The organism is Olivibacter ginsenosidimutans, assembly GCF_039542865.1.
Lineage (GTDB): Bacteria > Bacteroidota > Bacteroidia > Sphingobacteriales > Sphingobacteriaceae > Olivibacter > Olivibacter ginsenosidimutans.
The window spans coordinates 65,260-82,253 of the sequence record NZ_BAABIQ010000001.1 but is presented as its reverse complement, the minus strand read 5'-3'; the positions used below and the strand labels follow the sequence as shown (position 1 = coordinate 82,253).

The 16,994-nt window shown below is 40.6% G+C and carries 14 protein-coding genes; 10 read left to right on the top strand and 4 right to left on the bottom strand.

What is annotated here, in order from left to right:
* Nucleotides 1-364 precede the first annotated feature (364 nt).
* Genes ABD930_RS00320 through ABD930_RS00310 form a run of 3 tightly spaced genes read left to right on the top strand, consistent with a single transcriptional unit; the run spans nt 365 to nt 6,408 of the window.
* Nucleotides 365-3,478 (top strand): SusC/RagA family TonB-linked outer membrane protein, encoded by a 3,114-nt coding sequence (locus ABD930_RS00320; RefSeq protein ID WP_345229673.1) that lies wholly within the window; start codon nt 365-367, stop codon nt 3,476-3,478.
* Between the two features lie 10 nt (nt 3,479-3,488).
* Complete coding sequence (locus ABD930_RS00315) at nt 3,489-4,895, top strand: RagB/SusD family nutrient uptake outer membrane protein (protein WP_345229672.1); 1,407 nt, start codon at nt 3,489-3,491, stop codon at nt 4,893-4,895.
* A 25-nt stretch (nt 4,896-4,920) separates the two neighbouring features.
* The gene (locus ABD930_RS00310; RefSeq protein WP_345229671.1) at nt 4,921-6,408 is read left to right on the top strand and encodes a TlpA family protein disulfide reductase; all 1,488 of its coding nucleotides are present in this window, start codon (nt 4,921-4,923) and stop codon (nt 6,406-6,408) included.
* Nucleotides 6,409-6,437: 29 nt separating this feature from the next.
* Here ABD930_RS00310 and ABD930_RS00305 read toward each other — a convergent pair whose 3' ends face one another.
* Complete coding sequence (locus ABD930_RS00305) at nt 6,438-6,809, bottom strand: hypothetical protein (protein WP_345229670.1); 372 nt, start codon at nt 6,807-6,809, stop codon at nt 6,438-6,440.
* A 563-nt stretch (nt 6,810-7,372) separates the two neighbouring features.
* Between ABD930_RS00305 and ABD930_RS00300 the strand changes: the two genes are divergently transcribed.
* Complete coding sequence (locus tag ABD930_RS00300; protein ID WP_345229669.1) at nt 7,373-8,824, top strand: ATP-binding protein; 1,452 nt, start codon at nt 7,373-7,375, stop codon at nt 8,822-8,824.
* 50 nt (nt 8,825-8,874) lie between these two features.
* Here the strand turns inward: ABD930_RS00300 and ABD930_RS00295 are convergent, their stop codons facing one another.
* From ABD930_RS00295 to ABD930_RS00285, 3 genes are all read right to left on the bottom strand, one after another.
* Complete coding sequence (locus ABD930_RS00295) at nt 8,875-9,789, bottom strand: pirin family protein (RefSeq protein WP_345229668.1); 915 nt, start codon at nt 9,787-9,789, stop codon at nt 8,875-8,877.
* Between the two features lie 176 nt (nt 9,790-9,965).
* Nucleotides 9,966-11,135 carry an ATP-binding protein gene (locus ABD930_RS00290; protein WP_345229667.1) on the bottom strand — a complete coding sequence of 390 codons (1,170 nt, stop codon included), beginning with the start codon at nt 11,133-11,135 and terminating at the stop codon, nt 9,966-9,968.
* Nucleotides 11,136-11,218: 83 nt separating this feature from the next.
* Nucleotides 11,219-11,764 carry a cyclic nucleotide-binding domain-containing protein gene (locus ABD930_RS00285; protein WP_345229666.1) on the bottom strand — a complete coding sequence of 182 codons (546 nt, stop codon included), beginning with the start codon at nt 11,762-11,764 and terminating at the stop codon, nt 11,219-11,221.
* 382 nt (nt 11,765-12,146) lie between these two features.
* Between ABD930_RS00285 and ABD930_RS00280 the strand changes: the two genes are divergently transcribed.
* The 6 genes from ABD930_RS00280 (at nt 12,147) to ABD930_RS00255 (ending at nt 16,967) form a co-directional block, all read left to right on the top strand.
* Nucleotides 12,147-12,278, top strand: coding sequence for a hypothetical protein (locus ABD930_RS00280; RefSeq protein ID WP_345229665.1), 132 nt, complete (start codon nt 12,147-12,149; stop codon nt 12,276-12,278).
* 321 nt (nt 12,279-12,599) lie between these two features.
* Entirely contained in the window at nt 12,600-13,634 is a 1,035-nt protein-coding gene (locus ABD930_RS00275; protein WP_345229664.1) for an LpxL/LpxP family acyltransferase, read from the top strand.
* 71 nt (nt 13,635-13,705) lie between these two features.
* Entirely contained in the window at nt 13,706-14,767 is a 1,062-nt protein-coding gene (locus ABD930_RS00270) for a histidine kinase (RefSeq protein WP_345229663.1), read from the top strand.
* A gap of 23 nt (nt 14,768-14,790) precedes the next feature.
* Nucleotides 14,791-15,513, top strand: coding sequence for a LytR/AlgR family response regulator transcription factor (locus ABD930_RS00265; protein ID WP_345229662.1), 723 nt, complete (start codon nt 14,791-14,793; stop codon nt 15,511-15,513).
* Nucleotides 15,514-15,584: 71 nt separating this feature from the next.
* The gene (locus ABD930_RS00260; protein WP_345229661.1) at nt 15,585-15,914 is read left to right on the top strand and encodes a helix-turn-helix domain-containing protein; all 330 of its coding nucleotides are present in this window, start codon (nt 15,585-15,587) and stop codon (nt 15,912-15,914) included.
* A gap of 414 nt (nt 15,915-16,328) precedes the next feature.
* Nucleotides 16,329-16,967, top strand: coding sequence for a DUF6266 family protein (locus ABD930_RS00255; protein ID WP_345229660.1), 639 nt, complete (start codon nt 16,329-16,331; stop codon nt 16,965-16,967).
* Nucleotides 16,968-16,994: the final 27 nt, after the last annotated feature.

Below are 16,994 nucleotides of genomic sequence, written 5' to 3'. Positions count from 1 at the left end.
AGCCACAAATCTCTTGCGCAATTCACCGCAAACCTTGGCCAGGCACGGGTATGTACCCGAACCTTTCAATCCATACTAAAGAACGTCATCGCTTCGCCCGCTTAAGCGTACCAAAAGATAAAATAGGCTGAGTATAGGCCATAACAAAGCCCATATTCTAGTCTGTTGCCCGACTCCATTGCCTTAAGAAAACGTATGGTTTGCTTAGGTTATGAAATAGGTACTCATCTTTTGGTTTTTTAGCAATTATCTAAAGGTAGTAGCTTTTCCTAATTCCTGCAAATATTCATATCATTTTTCTTTTGGCTCTGGCCCAGTCGGTGGATTTAAATAAACAAGCATAAAACACCATTAATCAACCACAATGAAGCAAAATTTACGCTTAAGGGGAGCGCTATGCCCTCTCCGAAACCAATATAAAAATAGTAGGGCCACAGCTTTAAAGCTTTTTGCTTTGAGCTTTCCGCTCACCATTCTTTTGTTCTGTGTTTGTTTGGCTCACGCCCAGTCCCGGGAAACCGGGACTATGGGTGTGGCTTTGCAAGATACGCTGAAAAACAAGGAACCAACTATACTAAAAGATACAGTATTTCAATTACAAGCGGTTGAGGTGAATACAGGCTATCAGGTACTCCCCAGAGAACGGGCTACGGGCAGTTTCGTGCAGATAGACAGCGCACTATTTAATAGAACTGTGTCAAGGAACGTAATCGATCGTCTGGACGGGATAACCAGTGGCCTGATCGGAAAAACAAACAATAAGGGGCCGCGATTAACCATCAGGGGCCGATCGACAATCTTCGGAAATGCTGAACCCTTGATTGTTGTTGATAATTTTCCGTACGATGGAGACATAGACAACCTAAACCCGCAGGATGTGGCGTCTATTACCATATTGAAAGATGCAGCAGCAGCTTCCATATGGGGTGCACGTGCTGGAAATGGCGTGATCGTGATCACCACCCGGAAAGGTGAATTTAACCAGAAACCGCAAGTAAGTGTAAATACTAATCTGACCGTTACCGGAAAACCTGACTTATATTATCTGCCACAATTAACAAATCAACAATATATTGAAATCGAAAAGTTCCTGTTTGATAAAGGTAAGTTCAATTCCACCATCAATAATGGATGGGCGGTACTCTCTCCGGTGGTTGAAGTGTTGTTGCAGCACCGTAACGGTTCCATAGCCGACGCAGATATGAACAATATGCTGGCATCAATTGGAGATTACGATGTAAGAAGTGATCTGGAGAAGTATTATTATCGGGTAGGTACACAACAGCAATACCAATTCAATATCAGTGGTGGTAGCAAAGGTAATCGATATTACATTTCACTGGGTTACGATAAGAACTTACCCAATCAGGTTACCACAAGCGATGACCGGTTGACTATCAATACCAATAACACATTATCGTTGCTGAATGATAGGTTGACGCTACAAACCGGGCTTGTGTTTTCCATCAATACAACAGATAATAACCTGGCTAATTTTACACCGCGTTATCCTTATGAGCGTATTGCAGGAGATGCTGGCGAAGCGCTTAGCGTTGCAAGAACGCTGCGCGCAGGTTATGTAGATACCGTTGGTGCTGGAAAATTGTTAGACTGGCATTACCGGCCACTGGATGAGCTGCGTTCCGATAATGGTGCAGGGCACACTTCCCTCAACGATTACCGGATGAATTTGGGGATTAATTACAAAATTTTACCTGCGCTTACGGCAGGATTGAATTATACATACCAGCGTGGTATGACCAGATCAGAAGAGCTTCATGGTGTAGACACGTATTATACCCGGGATCTGATAAACCGATATTCCTACATGAACGATGATGGTGCTTTGGTAAGGCCATTGCCTTACGGTGGAATAAGATATGACGCCAATACCGATTATCGGGCGCATTATTTTAGAGGCCAGTTAAACTTCGATAAAATATGGGATAATCTGCATCACGTCAATATACTGGCCGGATATGAGCTGAAGGATTACCAACGTAAATATGGAACCGTTGCATTATATGGATACGATCCGCAGACGGCCACCAACCTGAACAGCGCTATTAATTTTAACGAAGATCATGCCTACTACTACAGTTCAAGCAGTTCGAAGATACCTGCGGTTATCAATAATAGCTTTCAGATAGATCGGTACCGATCGGTATATGCAAATGCATCTTATACTTATGCCAATAGATATACGCTTTCGGCAAGTGCAAGAAAAGATGAATCGAACCTTTTTGGCGTAAATGCCAACCAAAAAGGTGTACCATTATGGTCAACCGGTATCGCCTGGGATATTTTTAAGGAAGGGTTTTACAATTTGGGCTGGCTGCCCTATTTAAAACTGCGCATGACTTACGGCTATAACGGCAATGTGGATAAATCTACCTCGGCTTACCTAACAGCTGAGGTCTGGCCCTCCGCAAACCAATGGGGCAGCAGGTACTTAGTGGTGGGTAATCCGCCAAACGCATCACTGCGCTGGGAGAAAGTCAAAAACATCAACTGGGGGCTGGATTTTTCTCTTAAAAAGAATATACTGTCTGGTTCTCTGGAATACTGGGTAAAAAACGGACAGGATCTGATTGGCAATAGCGCCATTAGTCCGCAGACTGGTATAACTACCTATAGAGGGAATACAGCGGACGTGCTCAGTAGGGGAGTGGATGTCAACTTAACCAGTACCAATATTGCGAATACCAACTTTCAATGGCATACCAATCTGTTGTTTAATTACCAGAAAGGTAAGGTAACATCTTATAGGGGATTACCGGTGAGCAATTGGGACGTTATATTAATAGGTTATAATAACCCAGTTGAAGGCTATCCATACTATGCCCTTTTTAGCTATGCTTACCACGGCTTGGATGAAGAGGGTAACCCGATTGGCCAATTGAACGGTGAACCAAGTAAGGATTACAGTAGCATCTTCAATAATAATAAGCTGGACGATCTGGTTTATACCGGTTCGGCAGTTCCGATATATTTTGGGGCGTTGAGGAATACCTTTAACTGGAAAGGAGCAGAGCTTTCTTTCAATATCACCTATAAGTTTGATTATTACTTTAGACGGAGTTCATTAGATGGTGCGGCATTGTACAGTGGTAATTATGGTAGCGGGACCTATCAAATGCCAGACTATGATTTGCGCTGGCAAAAGCCAGGTGATGAGAATAAAACCAACATTCCTGCACTGGTATATCCAGTAAATAGTTACCGAAATAATCTATACATGTATTCTGAGGTGTTGGTAGAAAAGGGCGATCATATTCGCCTACAGGATATAAAAATCAGTTATACATTTACGCAAAAAGAAAATCGCCAACTGCCTATTTCTAATTTACAGGTCTATGCATATGCCTCAAACTTGGCGATACTCTGGAAAGCAACCCATATAAAGACAGATCCGGATAATGCCAATAATATACCCAATCCTACAACCTATGCCTTTGGCCTAAAGGCTAATTTTTAATAATAAAAATATGAAGAATCGTTTAACAATCAAGATAAATCAAGCGGTTGGTTGCCTGCTGCTTTTGCTATTTACAGGCGCCTGTTCGGATAAATTTTTAGATGCTAAACCCAACAGCGATATTGTAACGCCATCTACCCTGGAAGACCTGGAAGGTCTTTTGGAAAATGCCAATGTGCTGAATACGGTTTCTCCGGCTTTACCATTGCTGTCTGCGGATGAATACGAATTCATCGATTACGAAAATTGGCAGGCAACAGCAACCGCAGTCGAAAGGAATGCTTATATCTGGAAATCTGATTTATACGAAGGACAGGAGAATATCCGGGACTGGAATTGGCCTTATCAGGCTATATTTTACTGCAACAGCATATTGGAAGCTTTAGAGAAAATACAGGTAACAGACCTTAACGAAAAGCGATATAATACAGTTAAGGGGAAAGCGCTGTTCTTTAGAGCGTTCACTTTTTTTGAATTGGCAAGGAATTTCGCGCAGTCCTATGATGCGGCTAACGCAAAAATGGCGATGGGCATACCGCTGCGCTTACATGCAAGTGTCGATCAGGTGCTGAAACGGTCAAGTTTAGAAGAAACCTATCAACAGATCGTAACTGATACCAAAAGCAGTAGTTGGCTGCTAAAATTTGCGGAAAAGAATACAAATACAAATAACCCTTCTGTATGCGCCGCTTATGCACTTTTAGCACGTATTTATTTAAACATGCGCGATTACGACAGTGCAGAAAACTATGTAGACAGCGCTTTATCAATTAATAATAAACTGATTGATTACAATACCGTTGATGTTGCCACAGCTACCCCCTTTCCAAAAAATCACCTAGAATGTATTTTCAATGTTACTGCGGTACAGGCCTATAACGTTAGCTATAAAGCCTCGTTCAATACAGCGGTAAAGATTTCGTCGGCCTTATTTGACGAGTACAAAGAGAATGATTTGCGTAAGGTGCTTTTTTTTGAACAGAATTCACTCGGTAATTTTTTTCTCAAAAGGGGATATGAGGGGTATGGCGGATATGCTTTTAGCGGTTTAGCGGCAGATGAGCTTTACCTCATTAAAGCCGAGTGCCTAGCCAGAAGAGGAAACGTGGAGGAGGCAATGGGAAAATTGAATTTTTTACTGTCGTTCCGTTATAAAAAAGAAGAATTTACCGAAGAAATAGCTTCTACTGCCAGTGAGGCATTGGATATTATTTGGATGGAACGTAGAAAGGAGTTGATATGGCGAACCCTGCGTTGGGATGATATCAAACGCCTCAATATGGAAGGTGCCCATATAACCATACAACGTGAGTTGAACGGAAAGACCTATACTTTGTCGCCAAAGGATAATAAATACATATTCCCTATTCCGGATGATGAGATTAGGTTGAGCGGTATTGCGCAAAACCCCAGATAATTTTTAGAAAATTAACTTGTAGAAAATGAAGCGACTTATTGTTTGGACATTATTTATGTTTGGTGTTTTACACCTTTTTGGTGGAGAAAAAAATGTTTCTATCATCAATGGGAAATTTGAAAATAAGCTTTATGAGGGGATGGAGATAACGTTATATTACTGCCCGGGTTATTACGCTGTTTCAGAGCCCGCCCTGCGTGGCCAATCTTTTACTACAAAAGTTAAAAACGGAAAGTTTGCTTTTCATCTAGCAAATACCCCTGACGAGTTTTATATACAGTTAACATATGGCGATATACGAATGGTTGAGCAGCTCCCGTGGCATACGATTAATCTGGGGATATTTCTTTTGGAAAAGAACAGCGATATTGAATTGGGACTTGCAGATAATCATTGTGAAATTCATGGCCGGAAGGCCGACCTTTTTGCATGCCAGTATAACATGCGATCACTGGTATTTGTTAAAAAACATCCCAAATACAATAAAGATTCATATTATCTCCGTCTAAAAGAACAAAAGGAATATGGAGACAGCGTGCTGAAGGCACAGCTGAACGTATTGGATTCTTTTAGAGGAAAGGTTTCTGATAGGGCATATAAAATACTCCAGTATGATTACAAAGCAGATAATGAAATAAAATTGTTAAAGGCCTTATCCGTGCAAAGCAATAGTAAATGGACGCAACGGAATAAGGAAACAATCAAATTTTATACTGATTATTTTCTGTATGGTGTTTATGATACCGATTTCTCGGATGAAAAATTTTTTTCCAGATCACATGCCTATTTTCTATATCTAAAGTACCTGACTGATCTGGGGATCGTTATGAAGGCCGTTGATGGACAACTCAGACCGACATTTGGCCAAATATACACCTATATTACCGATAAATTTGATGACAATAAGGTCTTGGGTAGGTTATTGGCAACGCTGTTTATTGATTATCATCGTAGAGGCGGGGCAACCACCTGGCACTACGATGATGCTTTGCAACGGATAAAGGGGGAAGAAGATGCTGAAATAATTTTGCTCTTAAAGCAGCATCTAACAAAGGGAAAACCTGCGACCTTTACATTGCTTGACACAGCTGGAAAAGAAGTAACAGAAAAGCGCTTTAAAGGAAAAGTTGTAGTGCTGGATTTTTGGTTTACTGGCTGTACTGCCTGTATCCATCTCAATAAAGAGATGGACAAGGTGTATCATTATTACGAGCACAATGAAGATGTGGTTTTTATAAATGTATGTGTTGATAAAAATAGAGTCCAATGGTTAAAAAGCGTAAAAAGCGGTCTGTATACGCACAAAAATAGTATCCCGTTATATACCGAAGGACGCGGTAAAGACCACCAGTTGATTAAAAGTTTAGACGTCTTTGCATTTCCCACATTGGTTATTTTAGATCAGCGAGGTAATATTCTATCTTCCAATCCCCCAATGCCGCAAACAGGTGAGAGTCAAAAGAAGCTCTTTGATTTAATTGATTTGGCTATTGAAAATGGTGATGAGCAATGATAAACTATTCATTGCTCATCACCTCGGATTTATGGCTGGTACACTCCAGGGCCAGTGCCACTGATCGGTTCAAGGTACTGGTTAGCTGGATCCAAGAAAGTATTGATCTCGCTGTCGTCAAATGGTGCTTCGCTCGCATCAATATTTTCCTGTCCCGCTTCCGTAACCCGATACTTACAGTTCAATGTGGCAGAACCGGTACAGATACCCGAATCATCATCGCTACCTTCAAAATTTCCATTTGAGGTTTGTACCATGAATTCGTGGGGAAATGAAACTCGTTTAACCTTGGCAGCGCTTGCTTCAGTTGGGTCTTTTTCCATAAAAGCCTTTACGCTTAATGTAGTACCAATGAGTGCAATAGCTAAGATACCTGCTAATTTTATTTTTGCATTACGCATAACAATGAACTTTTTATACATCAAAAAAGGGCTCCAAAAACTTTAGTGAATAAATAATTATTTGTTTATAAATCTGAAATACGCGATGTGGTGCTTCCAAAACACTCCGATCGCTAATGATTAGGATACGGCCTTGCCGAAAGAGAGCGAATTTTCTCGTGTGAATAATGTGCGCTTTCATAACTCTTGTTTATATTGTTTTCTTACCCATAAATTTAAAGCACAATTGCACACGAAAAACTCAGGTTTCTTACGTTATTTCGTAAGAAATGTTAATGTATAGCGATTTTCGCTATACTCCGCGGCGTGAAATCGATTGTCGTGTTAGAAAGAACCAGTCAAGTTTTAGCTTTATCATTTACCTATTGTGAAGATGGATAGTTTGTACTAACAAAAACTCCTAAATAATTGTAAATGGTAAAAGATTTATGGACAGTGAAGCATGCCAATCGTTCAAATAGATAATTTTACAATACATGTTTATGTTATTTAATACATTTTTGTATAAATAGAATTGTTTAAATGTGTTTATTTTGCTATTATTGTAATAAATAAAGGTCAATATGAATATTTCCGGTCTTATTCCTACAGAGAAAATTATTGAGCGGTTACAATATGAAAATCCCTGGTGGGTTAGCAAAGAGATTCCTACAGTATATCAGGGAATGTCAAAACGTTTGTATTTTACGTTGTTTTATCCCTTTGTGACAGAACGTGATATTCGTCGCGCTGTCGTATTGATGGGGCCCAGGCGGGTAGGAAAAACCGTTATGATGTTCCATACCATTGAGCAGCTAATTAAAGAAGACGTTAATCCACAACGCATTTTTTTTGTTGGTATAGACAATCCCATATATATACACTTAAGTCTGGAAGAGATTTTAAATCTTTGTAAAGAAGCATTGCAACTTAAAAGCTTGGAAGGTTGCTATGTTTTTTTTGATGAAATACAGTACTTAAAAGATTGGGAACGTCATCTCAAAATACTGGTAGATTCTTATTCCGAAACCAAATTCATTGTATCCGGATCGGCTGCTGCTGCTTTAAAATGGCATAGTACAGAAAGTGGTGCAGGAAGACTGACCGATTTTATGCTTCCTCCATTGACCTTTCAGGAATTTATTCACCTAAAAAAAATGGATCATCTTATCAAAAAAGGAACTATTCCTTATGCAGACAAAGAGATTTCGTATTGCATTACGCACAATATCGACGCCCTGAATGTGGAGTTTTTGCAATATTTGAATTTTGGTGGCTATCCCGAAGTTGTATTATCGGAGAAGATACAGAAAGACATGGGGCGCTATGTGAAGAATGACATTGTTGATAAAGTGCTTTTAAGAGATTTGCCAAGTTTATATGGCATTAAAGATGTGCAGGAATTGAATCGATTCTTTACTTATATTGCTTATAATACGGGTAACGAATTTTCCTATGAAGCGATGTCTAAAGACAGTGGGATACAGAAAGAAACGTTGAAGAAATATTTGGAGTATCTAGAGGCGGCCTTTTTGATCAAGGTATTGAATAAAGTAGATATCAACGCAAAAAGATTAAAGCGCGTAACAAGTTTTAAAGTATATCTAACAAACCCATCGCTAAGAACAGCATTGTTTTCGCCCATTAAAGAAACAGACGGAGAAATGGGCAATATGGTAGAAACAGCCATTTTATCGCAATGGATGCATCGTGAACATTTAGACCTGACCTACGCCAGGTGGAAAGATGGCAGAAAAGAAGGCGAGGTGGATTTGGTGCTGGTAGACGATAAAAAGTTTAAACCGGTATGGGGAGTTGAAATAAAATGGAGCAACCGATACTTTAATATGCCACAAGATTTGTTAAGCTTAATAAAATTCTGCAAGGCTAACCAATTCTCTAGCGCCTTGATAACAACCATTGACAAAATAGGAGCGAAAAAGGTGAGCGAATTAAACTTTACATTTTTGCCGGCATCTGTTTATGCATACAATGTCGGAGAAAATACGTTAAAAATGAAAACGGCGAATTACTAACCAAGTCCATATTTCAATATAGCCCGGATAATAGGTTTCGGTATATATCGTCAAGAAAGGGCATTGGGGGGAGGGCCTCCCGCAGGTTTGCTTTTTCCTTCGGGTAGGGGAACATATTCTTCATTATCCATAGGAGGTAGATCAATACGCCCTTGTTTCCAATCCTCTTTGGCTTGTTCAATCCTATCTTTTCTACTGGAGACAAAGTTCCACCAGATGTACCGTTCTCCCAGATGTTCACCGCCAAGCATCATTAACGTGGTTTGTTCTTTGGCTATAATCAAGGGGTCAACCCCTTTGGTGAATACCAACAGCTGTCCTGCGATGTAGGTGTTCCCATTCACTTCCACGCTACCGTTGACAATGTAGGCCCCTCTCTCACTATGCCCAATGGGTAAGCCGAAATGAGTACCTTGATCTAACAGGACATGTACGTAGAATAACGGAGAATGTGTCCTAACCTTATTTTTCAGGCCATATGCTTCTCCTGCAATCAAGCGCATCCAAACACCCTTCTCTGTAAAAATGGGTAGTTGATCGGGTTTATAGTTATCAAAGGTTGGATCGCTTTCTTCATCCTTTTCAGGAAGTGCTACCCATGTTTGTATCATTTCCAGTTCTCCTCCGGCCAGCATCGCCGGATCTTCGAAACGTTCACTGTGCGCAATACCTTTCCCTGCAGTCATCCAGTTAACTTCGCCAGGCTTTATTACCTGTTGCACACCAAGGCTATCCCTGTGGGTTACACGCCCACTAAACAGATAACTGACCGTGGATAAACCGATATGTGGATGCGGTAATACGTCAAGGGAATTTGTAGTCGCTTTCGGTATATGTACAGGGCCGCCATGATCCATAAAAATAAAGGGCCCAACCATTCTACGAAGTTGATAGGGAAGGATGCGTTTAACGGCAAAACCTGAGGAAATTTCAGCCTTTCTGGCTTCTATAACGATATCAAGCATAATAATAATACAGTTAACGTTTAAATTTGTTATCCTATAAGCGATCTTACACAGGGTAAGATCGGTATCTTTAGATTACTGATTTTCTTGAAGTACAGGAGTTGCTAGCAATTGTAATTCCCAAGCTAAAGCAACACCGCTTGCTCCACCATGCTCAAATAAAATAGGGGATATCCTTAATAAGTCATCCCGAATTGCCACAAGGGGATGGTGTTCAGAAAACCAGTTTCAATATTATCTTTTACCACATAGGCTTTCTCGATGTCTTGTATTTGTTTCCGGCCCTTTGTTTTTTCCCCTATTTCGAAAGTCATATCATCTATCTGGAAATCGGCCATTGTTGAAGCCCTGACTGTATGTTTAACACGTAGCTGATTCAAGAAAAATGTTTCACGCACATTACCAATATTGGGGCTGCTTTCAGCCAATCCGTATACTAAATTCGGGTTATCCAAATAAATCTTGTTGACTTTTCCCAGCCCTCTTATTCCTCCTGTGTCATCCCTTAATTGTGCGATCATTCCTGCTTCTTCTATATATAAGCAATAGTCTGCAATATTGTTTCTGCTAGCCGAGAGCATGGTGGCAATATTGGAAAAATTAGGCTTGAAGGGAACGCTTTTGGAAATGATGGCCAAAAGTTGCTTTAATTTTCTTCCGGTTGTTACATTCATGTCGGCAAATAACGGAATGTCTGATTCTAGCGTTTGATTGATGATCTGTTGCAAACGTATTTCAAAGTCGCCCTCTAAGGAAAAGGGATAATAGCCTCTTTTCAGATAATCGGCAAAATATTTCAATGGATGCTTTAAATCCGGAATTTTTACCTGATGTGTTAAAATATCTTCTAGTGTGTACGTTTCTGCTGTAAGCTGGTGAAACAATTGTAAATATTCCCTGAACGACAAACCTTGCATATGATACATCACAGCCCTTCGACTTAGATCGGAAGCGCCTTTATTAATATCCAATATTGAGGAACCCGTAAAGACAAGGTGTAATTCCGCATAGTAATCATAAATCAATTTGAGCTCTTTCGCCCAGTTCTTGTATTTATGGATTTCATCTATGAAGAGGTATCTCCCACCCTGTTTCATAAAAGCATCTGCTAAATCGATCAATTTATGGTCAGCGAAATAAAAATCTTCGGCGGTTACGTAAAGCGTTTCTGCCGGATTTAGGTTTTTCTTGATATATTGAAGAATGAGCGTAGTTTTCCCCACTCCCCTTGGCCCCGTAAGCCCAATCATTCTGGCTTCCCAATTTATTTCGGCATAACTATAACGAAGAAACGTGGTTGCTGTTTCCGTCAGAAGCTTATGAAAGTACTCCAATAATTTTTTCATGAACAATGAATTTTTTACAAAGATATAATACTGCACTGTGATAGTGCAATGTTTAATAAAAAACGCACTATTATAGTGCAGTATTATGTCTTATACAACTTGCTGATGTAATTGGGATGTACGCCAATGTAATTGGCGATATCCTTCGCACGCAAATAAGGCCGTATCTTGTGAAAATGTTCCTGAAATAGCTGTAGCTTCTGGATGTGTTTGCTTTCCAAAATGCGCATACGAATATCCAACAAGGCATCGTAACGGTCGCGCAGCTGCTGGTATAGCGCATAAAGTTCTGGATAACATAATAATAGCGAGTGTACCGCTTCGCCTTCCCAATACCATAAGGTACTTTCTAAAATGGTTTTGATGTAAAGGTTATCGGGCTGGGTGGGAATAAAAATATGCTGGTTGGTGGTAATGAAACGGGTAATGGCGGCAGCCTCTCTTTCGCTACGCTGGTACTGTTTCAATAAACCTTCCTGAACATAAATGACACCGGTTGGGGGTAAGATAATAGATTTATAGGGTTTATATATCCGTTGCTGAACACGCATGGTCAACTCTTGCCAGGCTTCTTCGCGCAGGGAACCTAAACGAAGCAATAATTCCTTAAGCGGCAAAGTCGATAGCATACATTTGATTTAATCATTCAACCATAAATGCGTTGAAATGCATCCTATTGGTTTATAGCTCACGAATAGTAAATAAGCTAATCGATAATACTGGTTTTCGATCAGACAAAATGCAAAAAATCGTTCAATTGTAGGGAATAGAATATTAGATAGCCGTTTTTACTCAATAGATTTAAAGAAAACGAAGATAGAATAGCTAAAAAAAGGTTTTCCCGAATTTCTAATAGGCGTTTTGGGCTAAGTGCTGGAAAATTTTTGACAGCATGTTCAGGAAAGCCATCTTTACGGCATGATCATCAACAATCTTCTTTGGCCAATGTAGGAAGTCGGATAGTACCCTGATCCGCAACCAGGGTTTTGTGATAACCAAAAAATAAAAAAGATGTCCACATTATCGATTGAACTCGTTAACCGGTTGTTACCCCAAGGTAAGCAACCCCTTCGTTTCCAACAGTTGTTGGAACGTGATGAAGTAGATCCTAAAGAGAACAAATGCCCTTTTGATATTCTTTAGGCTAAGAGGTTTGGCCTTGCTTTGCAAGGCTGCCGTCATGAAATGCTAATCGAGGATATGCGGAAAAGCCGCAGCGACTAGCCATGAGTTTTTCTGCATATCCTCCTAAAAACAATAAATGAACCCGACATGATTAAAAATAATCATTAAACCCCTAGGGCAATGATTATTTATTCACAGATTTTAAATGTTGCTTTTGTGTTCATGAACCCTTTCGGGGTTTAATCATCAAAGGCTCCATCTGACCACTAAAAAACAAACCGAGTGAAACGAGCTCATTTATGCCGTTGAACATATACACATATAAATAATTATAAACAGATGAAAAAGTATCAACAAACCATACAAGCACTTGCGAAAAAGGTTCAGCTATCGGATATGCTGAACAACGATCGTCATATCCGATCGTTCGCATTCTTTGTCGCTAACTTCCACTATTTTGGACTAAACTTTACCAAATCAACCCTATTGCACCTCTATCAACGGGCACGCGTAAACCAGCTATTGGCTATTCATGATCAGGAATGCCAGATGGCATTAAAGGCCGTAAATACCGAAAGATGGTCTGGTCTATTGAACCAATGGAAAGAGCCCGGAGTGATCGCTACGTTTCATTTGGGCTCGTATCGTTTGTTGAACCAGTGGTTCATGCGCCAAGGTATACCCTTTGTACTATTGGTATCTCAGGAGGTATATAGTCAACAAGCGTTGTTGTTTAATCAGATTTATCAGCGGTTACGGCCGGCAGGTGGTGGTGCCGACTTTCAATTGCTGGTGGCAGAAGATCGTATGGTGCTTAAAAAACTGATCGATTTCCTGAAAAAAGGCTATTACGTGTTCATTTATGCCGATGGAGATTCGGGTTGCTTACCCAAACCGAAACAACAAGGCACAACGGAGATTACCTTTTTTGAGCGATGTTTGCCGGTGCATCACGGATTGGCGTCTATTTCCTTTTTGACAAAGAAACCGGTCTATCCGGTTTTAGTACCGCGTACGGATGCCGAGGTGCCCTTTCTACAAATAGACGAACCCATTTGGCCTGACCAAGCCGCATCGCGTAATGCGTATGCACAACAATGCATGCAAGCGCTGTTTAATTTTTTGGAGCAACAGGTAAGAAAACGTCACTGGCAATGGGAAAATTGGTTAATCCCACCTAAATGGCGGGAAAACCAATACGCAGAACAGAAGGAAAATGCCCAATTGTTAAATGGAGACGTGCTAACCACATCGCTTCCCTATCGGACGAATCGGCATTGCTACTTATTGGATACGAAACAGCTGAATAGCTATGTCATTACCGAAACAGCCTACCATGTATTTGTTAATGCATTAAAAAGCTGTTACCTTTAACCCGATCTTTTTACTGGAAATGACCACACCTTGACACGATTTCCAGCAAACGTAAACCAAAATAAGAATGGATGGCAAAACGTTTACCTGAATTATCTGGGCGCATGGTTATGGGGCATGTTGTAGGATGGACGTGCTACGGCATCGCCATGTACGTTTACAACGTAAACAATTATCCAAATGCCTCTGTTGGCCGCATCGTGTTCTTGGTGCTGTTAATGGCGATGGCTTTTTATGCTGAGTTAACCTGCTTTTTCTGTTTATTCCATCGATGGAAAGTAATCAAAATGCTGTGTGCTGCTATATTATTGCTGGTCATGCTTCCCTTGCTGGCCTATTACCTTGTATATGCTTGGATGCCTAAAATGGGTATACAGTTATATGTGGAAGAGGTACCCTTTACGTATCGGCAATTTTGTTACAACGCTTGCCGTGTATTAAAAGAAATGGGTAAATATGCAGGTATCTATTGGGTCTGCTACAAGCTGTTTAAAGCAAAAAAGGTATTTCGAAAAGGCAGACAACAGGTTAATGAGCTTTGGCGGAGGGTGAAGAACTATCAGCACCAGGAAATCAAAGGCATGGTTGCCCCGCATTTTTTGATGAATGCTTTTCATCGTTGTTACCTTTATGTCAGGGTAGTTAATCACGTGGCTGCAGAACGTTTACTCTACCTTTCGGAGGCACTTAATTATACCTTGGACGACTATAATACCGCCGGACTTCGTAGTGTAACCTTAAAAAGCGAATTGGAACACGTCCATCAACTGGCCTATGCCTATTATGGTCGGGACATCCATGCTTCACCAATCAGTTGCTTCTGCTTTGGTGCTATTAAAGGTTTTCGCGTTCCTTCCTTCACTTTGATTACCTGTTTTGAAAACATGGTGAAATATGGCATACGCAACCCTAAAAAGCAAGGGTCGGTTATCCGGATAGGGGCCAATCGGGATACTTTGGTCATAACAGGTGTTAACCGTATTTCGGTTAACCAAGAGCATACTGTAGGTAAAGGTATGGGACTGAAAAACTTGGGTAAAAGATTGAATCATCAGTATAACCAACAGGCAAAGCTGCTTCATTGGGAAGAAGAAGGCATTTTTGTCTTCCTTTTAATCGTAAACGTTAATTAATACATCAACTTTAACAAATAATCATGGAAATTTTAAAAATCGGAATCGTTGAAGACGATCCAGAAACCTTGCGCTTTTTGCGCGAACTGGCTGAACAAGTGAGTGGTATTCGGGTGGTACTGACTGCACAAAACGGGATGGAGGCGGTTAATAAATTGATGAAAATTACACCTGATGTGCTGATATTAGACGTAGAGATACCGGAAATGAGCGGCTTAGAAGTGCTCAAACAAGTAAATCCAGTTACGCGGGTGGTGTTATGCAGTGCACATCGTAACTATGCTTATGATGGTTTTGAACAAAAGGTAGCCAACTTTTTACTGAAACCTTTTTCAAAAGGCCGCTTTGTAGAAGTGATTAGCGATCTGCGCAAGCATAACCATCATGCGGTCTTAAATGGCGTGATGACGGGGCATGACTATTTTATTGTCAGTGAAATGAACGGCCAAAAGAATGTAAAAGTAAATTTCGAGGATATCATTTACCTGGAAGCAAAAGATGGGGGTGTTAACCTCATCATGGCAGAATCGAAATTGTTTATTCAGCATGCATTGAAAGATGTATATTGTCTGTTACCCAAAAATCAATTTGTACGCATTTCCTATAGTTTTGTTATTTCTACCGATTATTATCAACATTACCACGATGGTAAAGTGAAACTGCGTTATGTGAAAAACCCACTTACAGTGGGTGGTAAAAATATGTCCAGAGATTTTCAGTACTGGCTGTCAGAATATGCGCTTTGATATATATATATGCTGAAGACAATTTTTAAACCATTAACCTGATTTCTTATGACCCACATCGACTAATTTTTATGATGCTTAACAAATTTGACCAATTATTAGAAACCGTAAAAAGTATACATGCGTTATTAGACGCGATGCATGATCCGCAAAAAAGCGAAAAAAAAACAGAATTTCTCAACGCTTCATTACTTGCTCAAGAGGGGATGCCTAAAACGCTCTCAGATGAAGTATTATACAATGCTAAATATGCAGCAGACCGTATTGGAGTGTCTGACAAAACGATTGGCCGCTTGACACAACGCGGTGATCTCCCCGTTGTAGCGGTGAAGCGCCGAAAAAGGCAATTTCGTTTAAGCGATATCGAACGTTGTAGACGATACTACCGAGGCGAAGGATAACGGTGCCACGCTTCGGATACCTCTGGAGTTGGCTTGGGTACTGCATGCTAGCTGGAATGGGACTCGTATTGGTTTTGAACGAGACTCCAATGGAAAAAAGGAATGGCTGTCTACTTTTAGTTCGTTACCAATGTGCACGAAGCACCCAAGCTTTACCCGTTAGTGTTTCAGCACAATGAGGTGAATAGTTATGCGTGCCCCTTTCTTGATTACTGACTAAATTTTGATGAGTTTCCAGACACTTAATAGACAGGTATAAGACAAAAATATGTTTTATATAGACTTTTGATAGACAAGCTGTTATGTGCTATAGGATGTTGATGAATAGCTGCTTATGTTTGTTCTGTCAGCGTAAAATACCGGTATTACAAAGAAGCGCTGGGGTTTATTTTTTAACAAAAAAAAGAGAAAAACATGGCAAAATTTGTCAATGGTGCGAACGGCACCTTTTCAGGGAAGGTAGGAAGTGTTATCGGCAGCAGCTGGCGAAGTATTCATTACATGCGTGGGCTTAGTAAAAAGCGGACAAAACCTTTTTCGGAAGGTCAAATTGCCCAGCAATTACGGTTTAGCTTAATGGGACGCTTGCTGTTACCGTTACGTGGTTTAATGGAAATAGGCTTCGCAAATCTGGATACATCTCATGCCACACTGTTCAATTTGGTGATGGCTCGTAACCTCCCCGCTGTGGAAGGCGAGTATCCAGATTTTAGTATCAACTATAGCCAATTACAGTTTAGCAATGGATCTTTGTTGCAGCCCAGAGGGGTATCAGTTGCTTTAGCTTCAGGCATCCTAACCCTGTCGTGGAATCCACAGACGACACCTTTTAATGGAAAGGCAGATGACGAGGTCTATACCTTACTCTACGATCAGGAACAGCAGCTTTTCTATACGGCAGATACCGTTGTAACCCGTGGAGAAGGTCAGGTGGAGATTCCATTGGATGCAGAGTCGGTAGGACATACAGGAGAGGTATGGCTATTCGCAATGAGCAGGGATGGGAAGCTCATATCACCAACCGTATATGCTGGTTCGCATACCCTAGAATAGGTAATTAGCCGGGAACTGTGTCTTCAC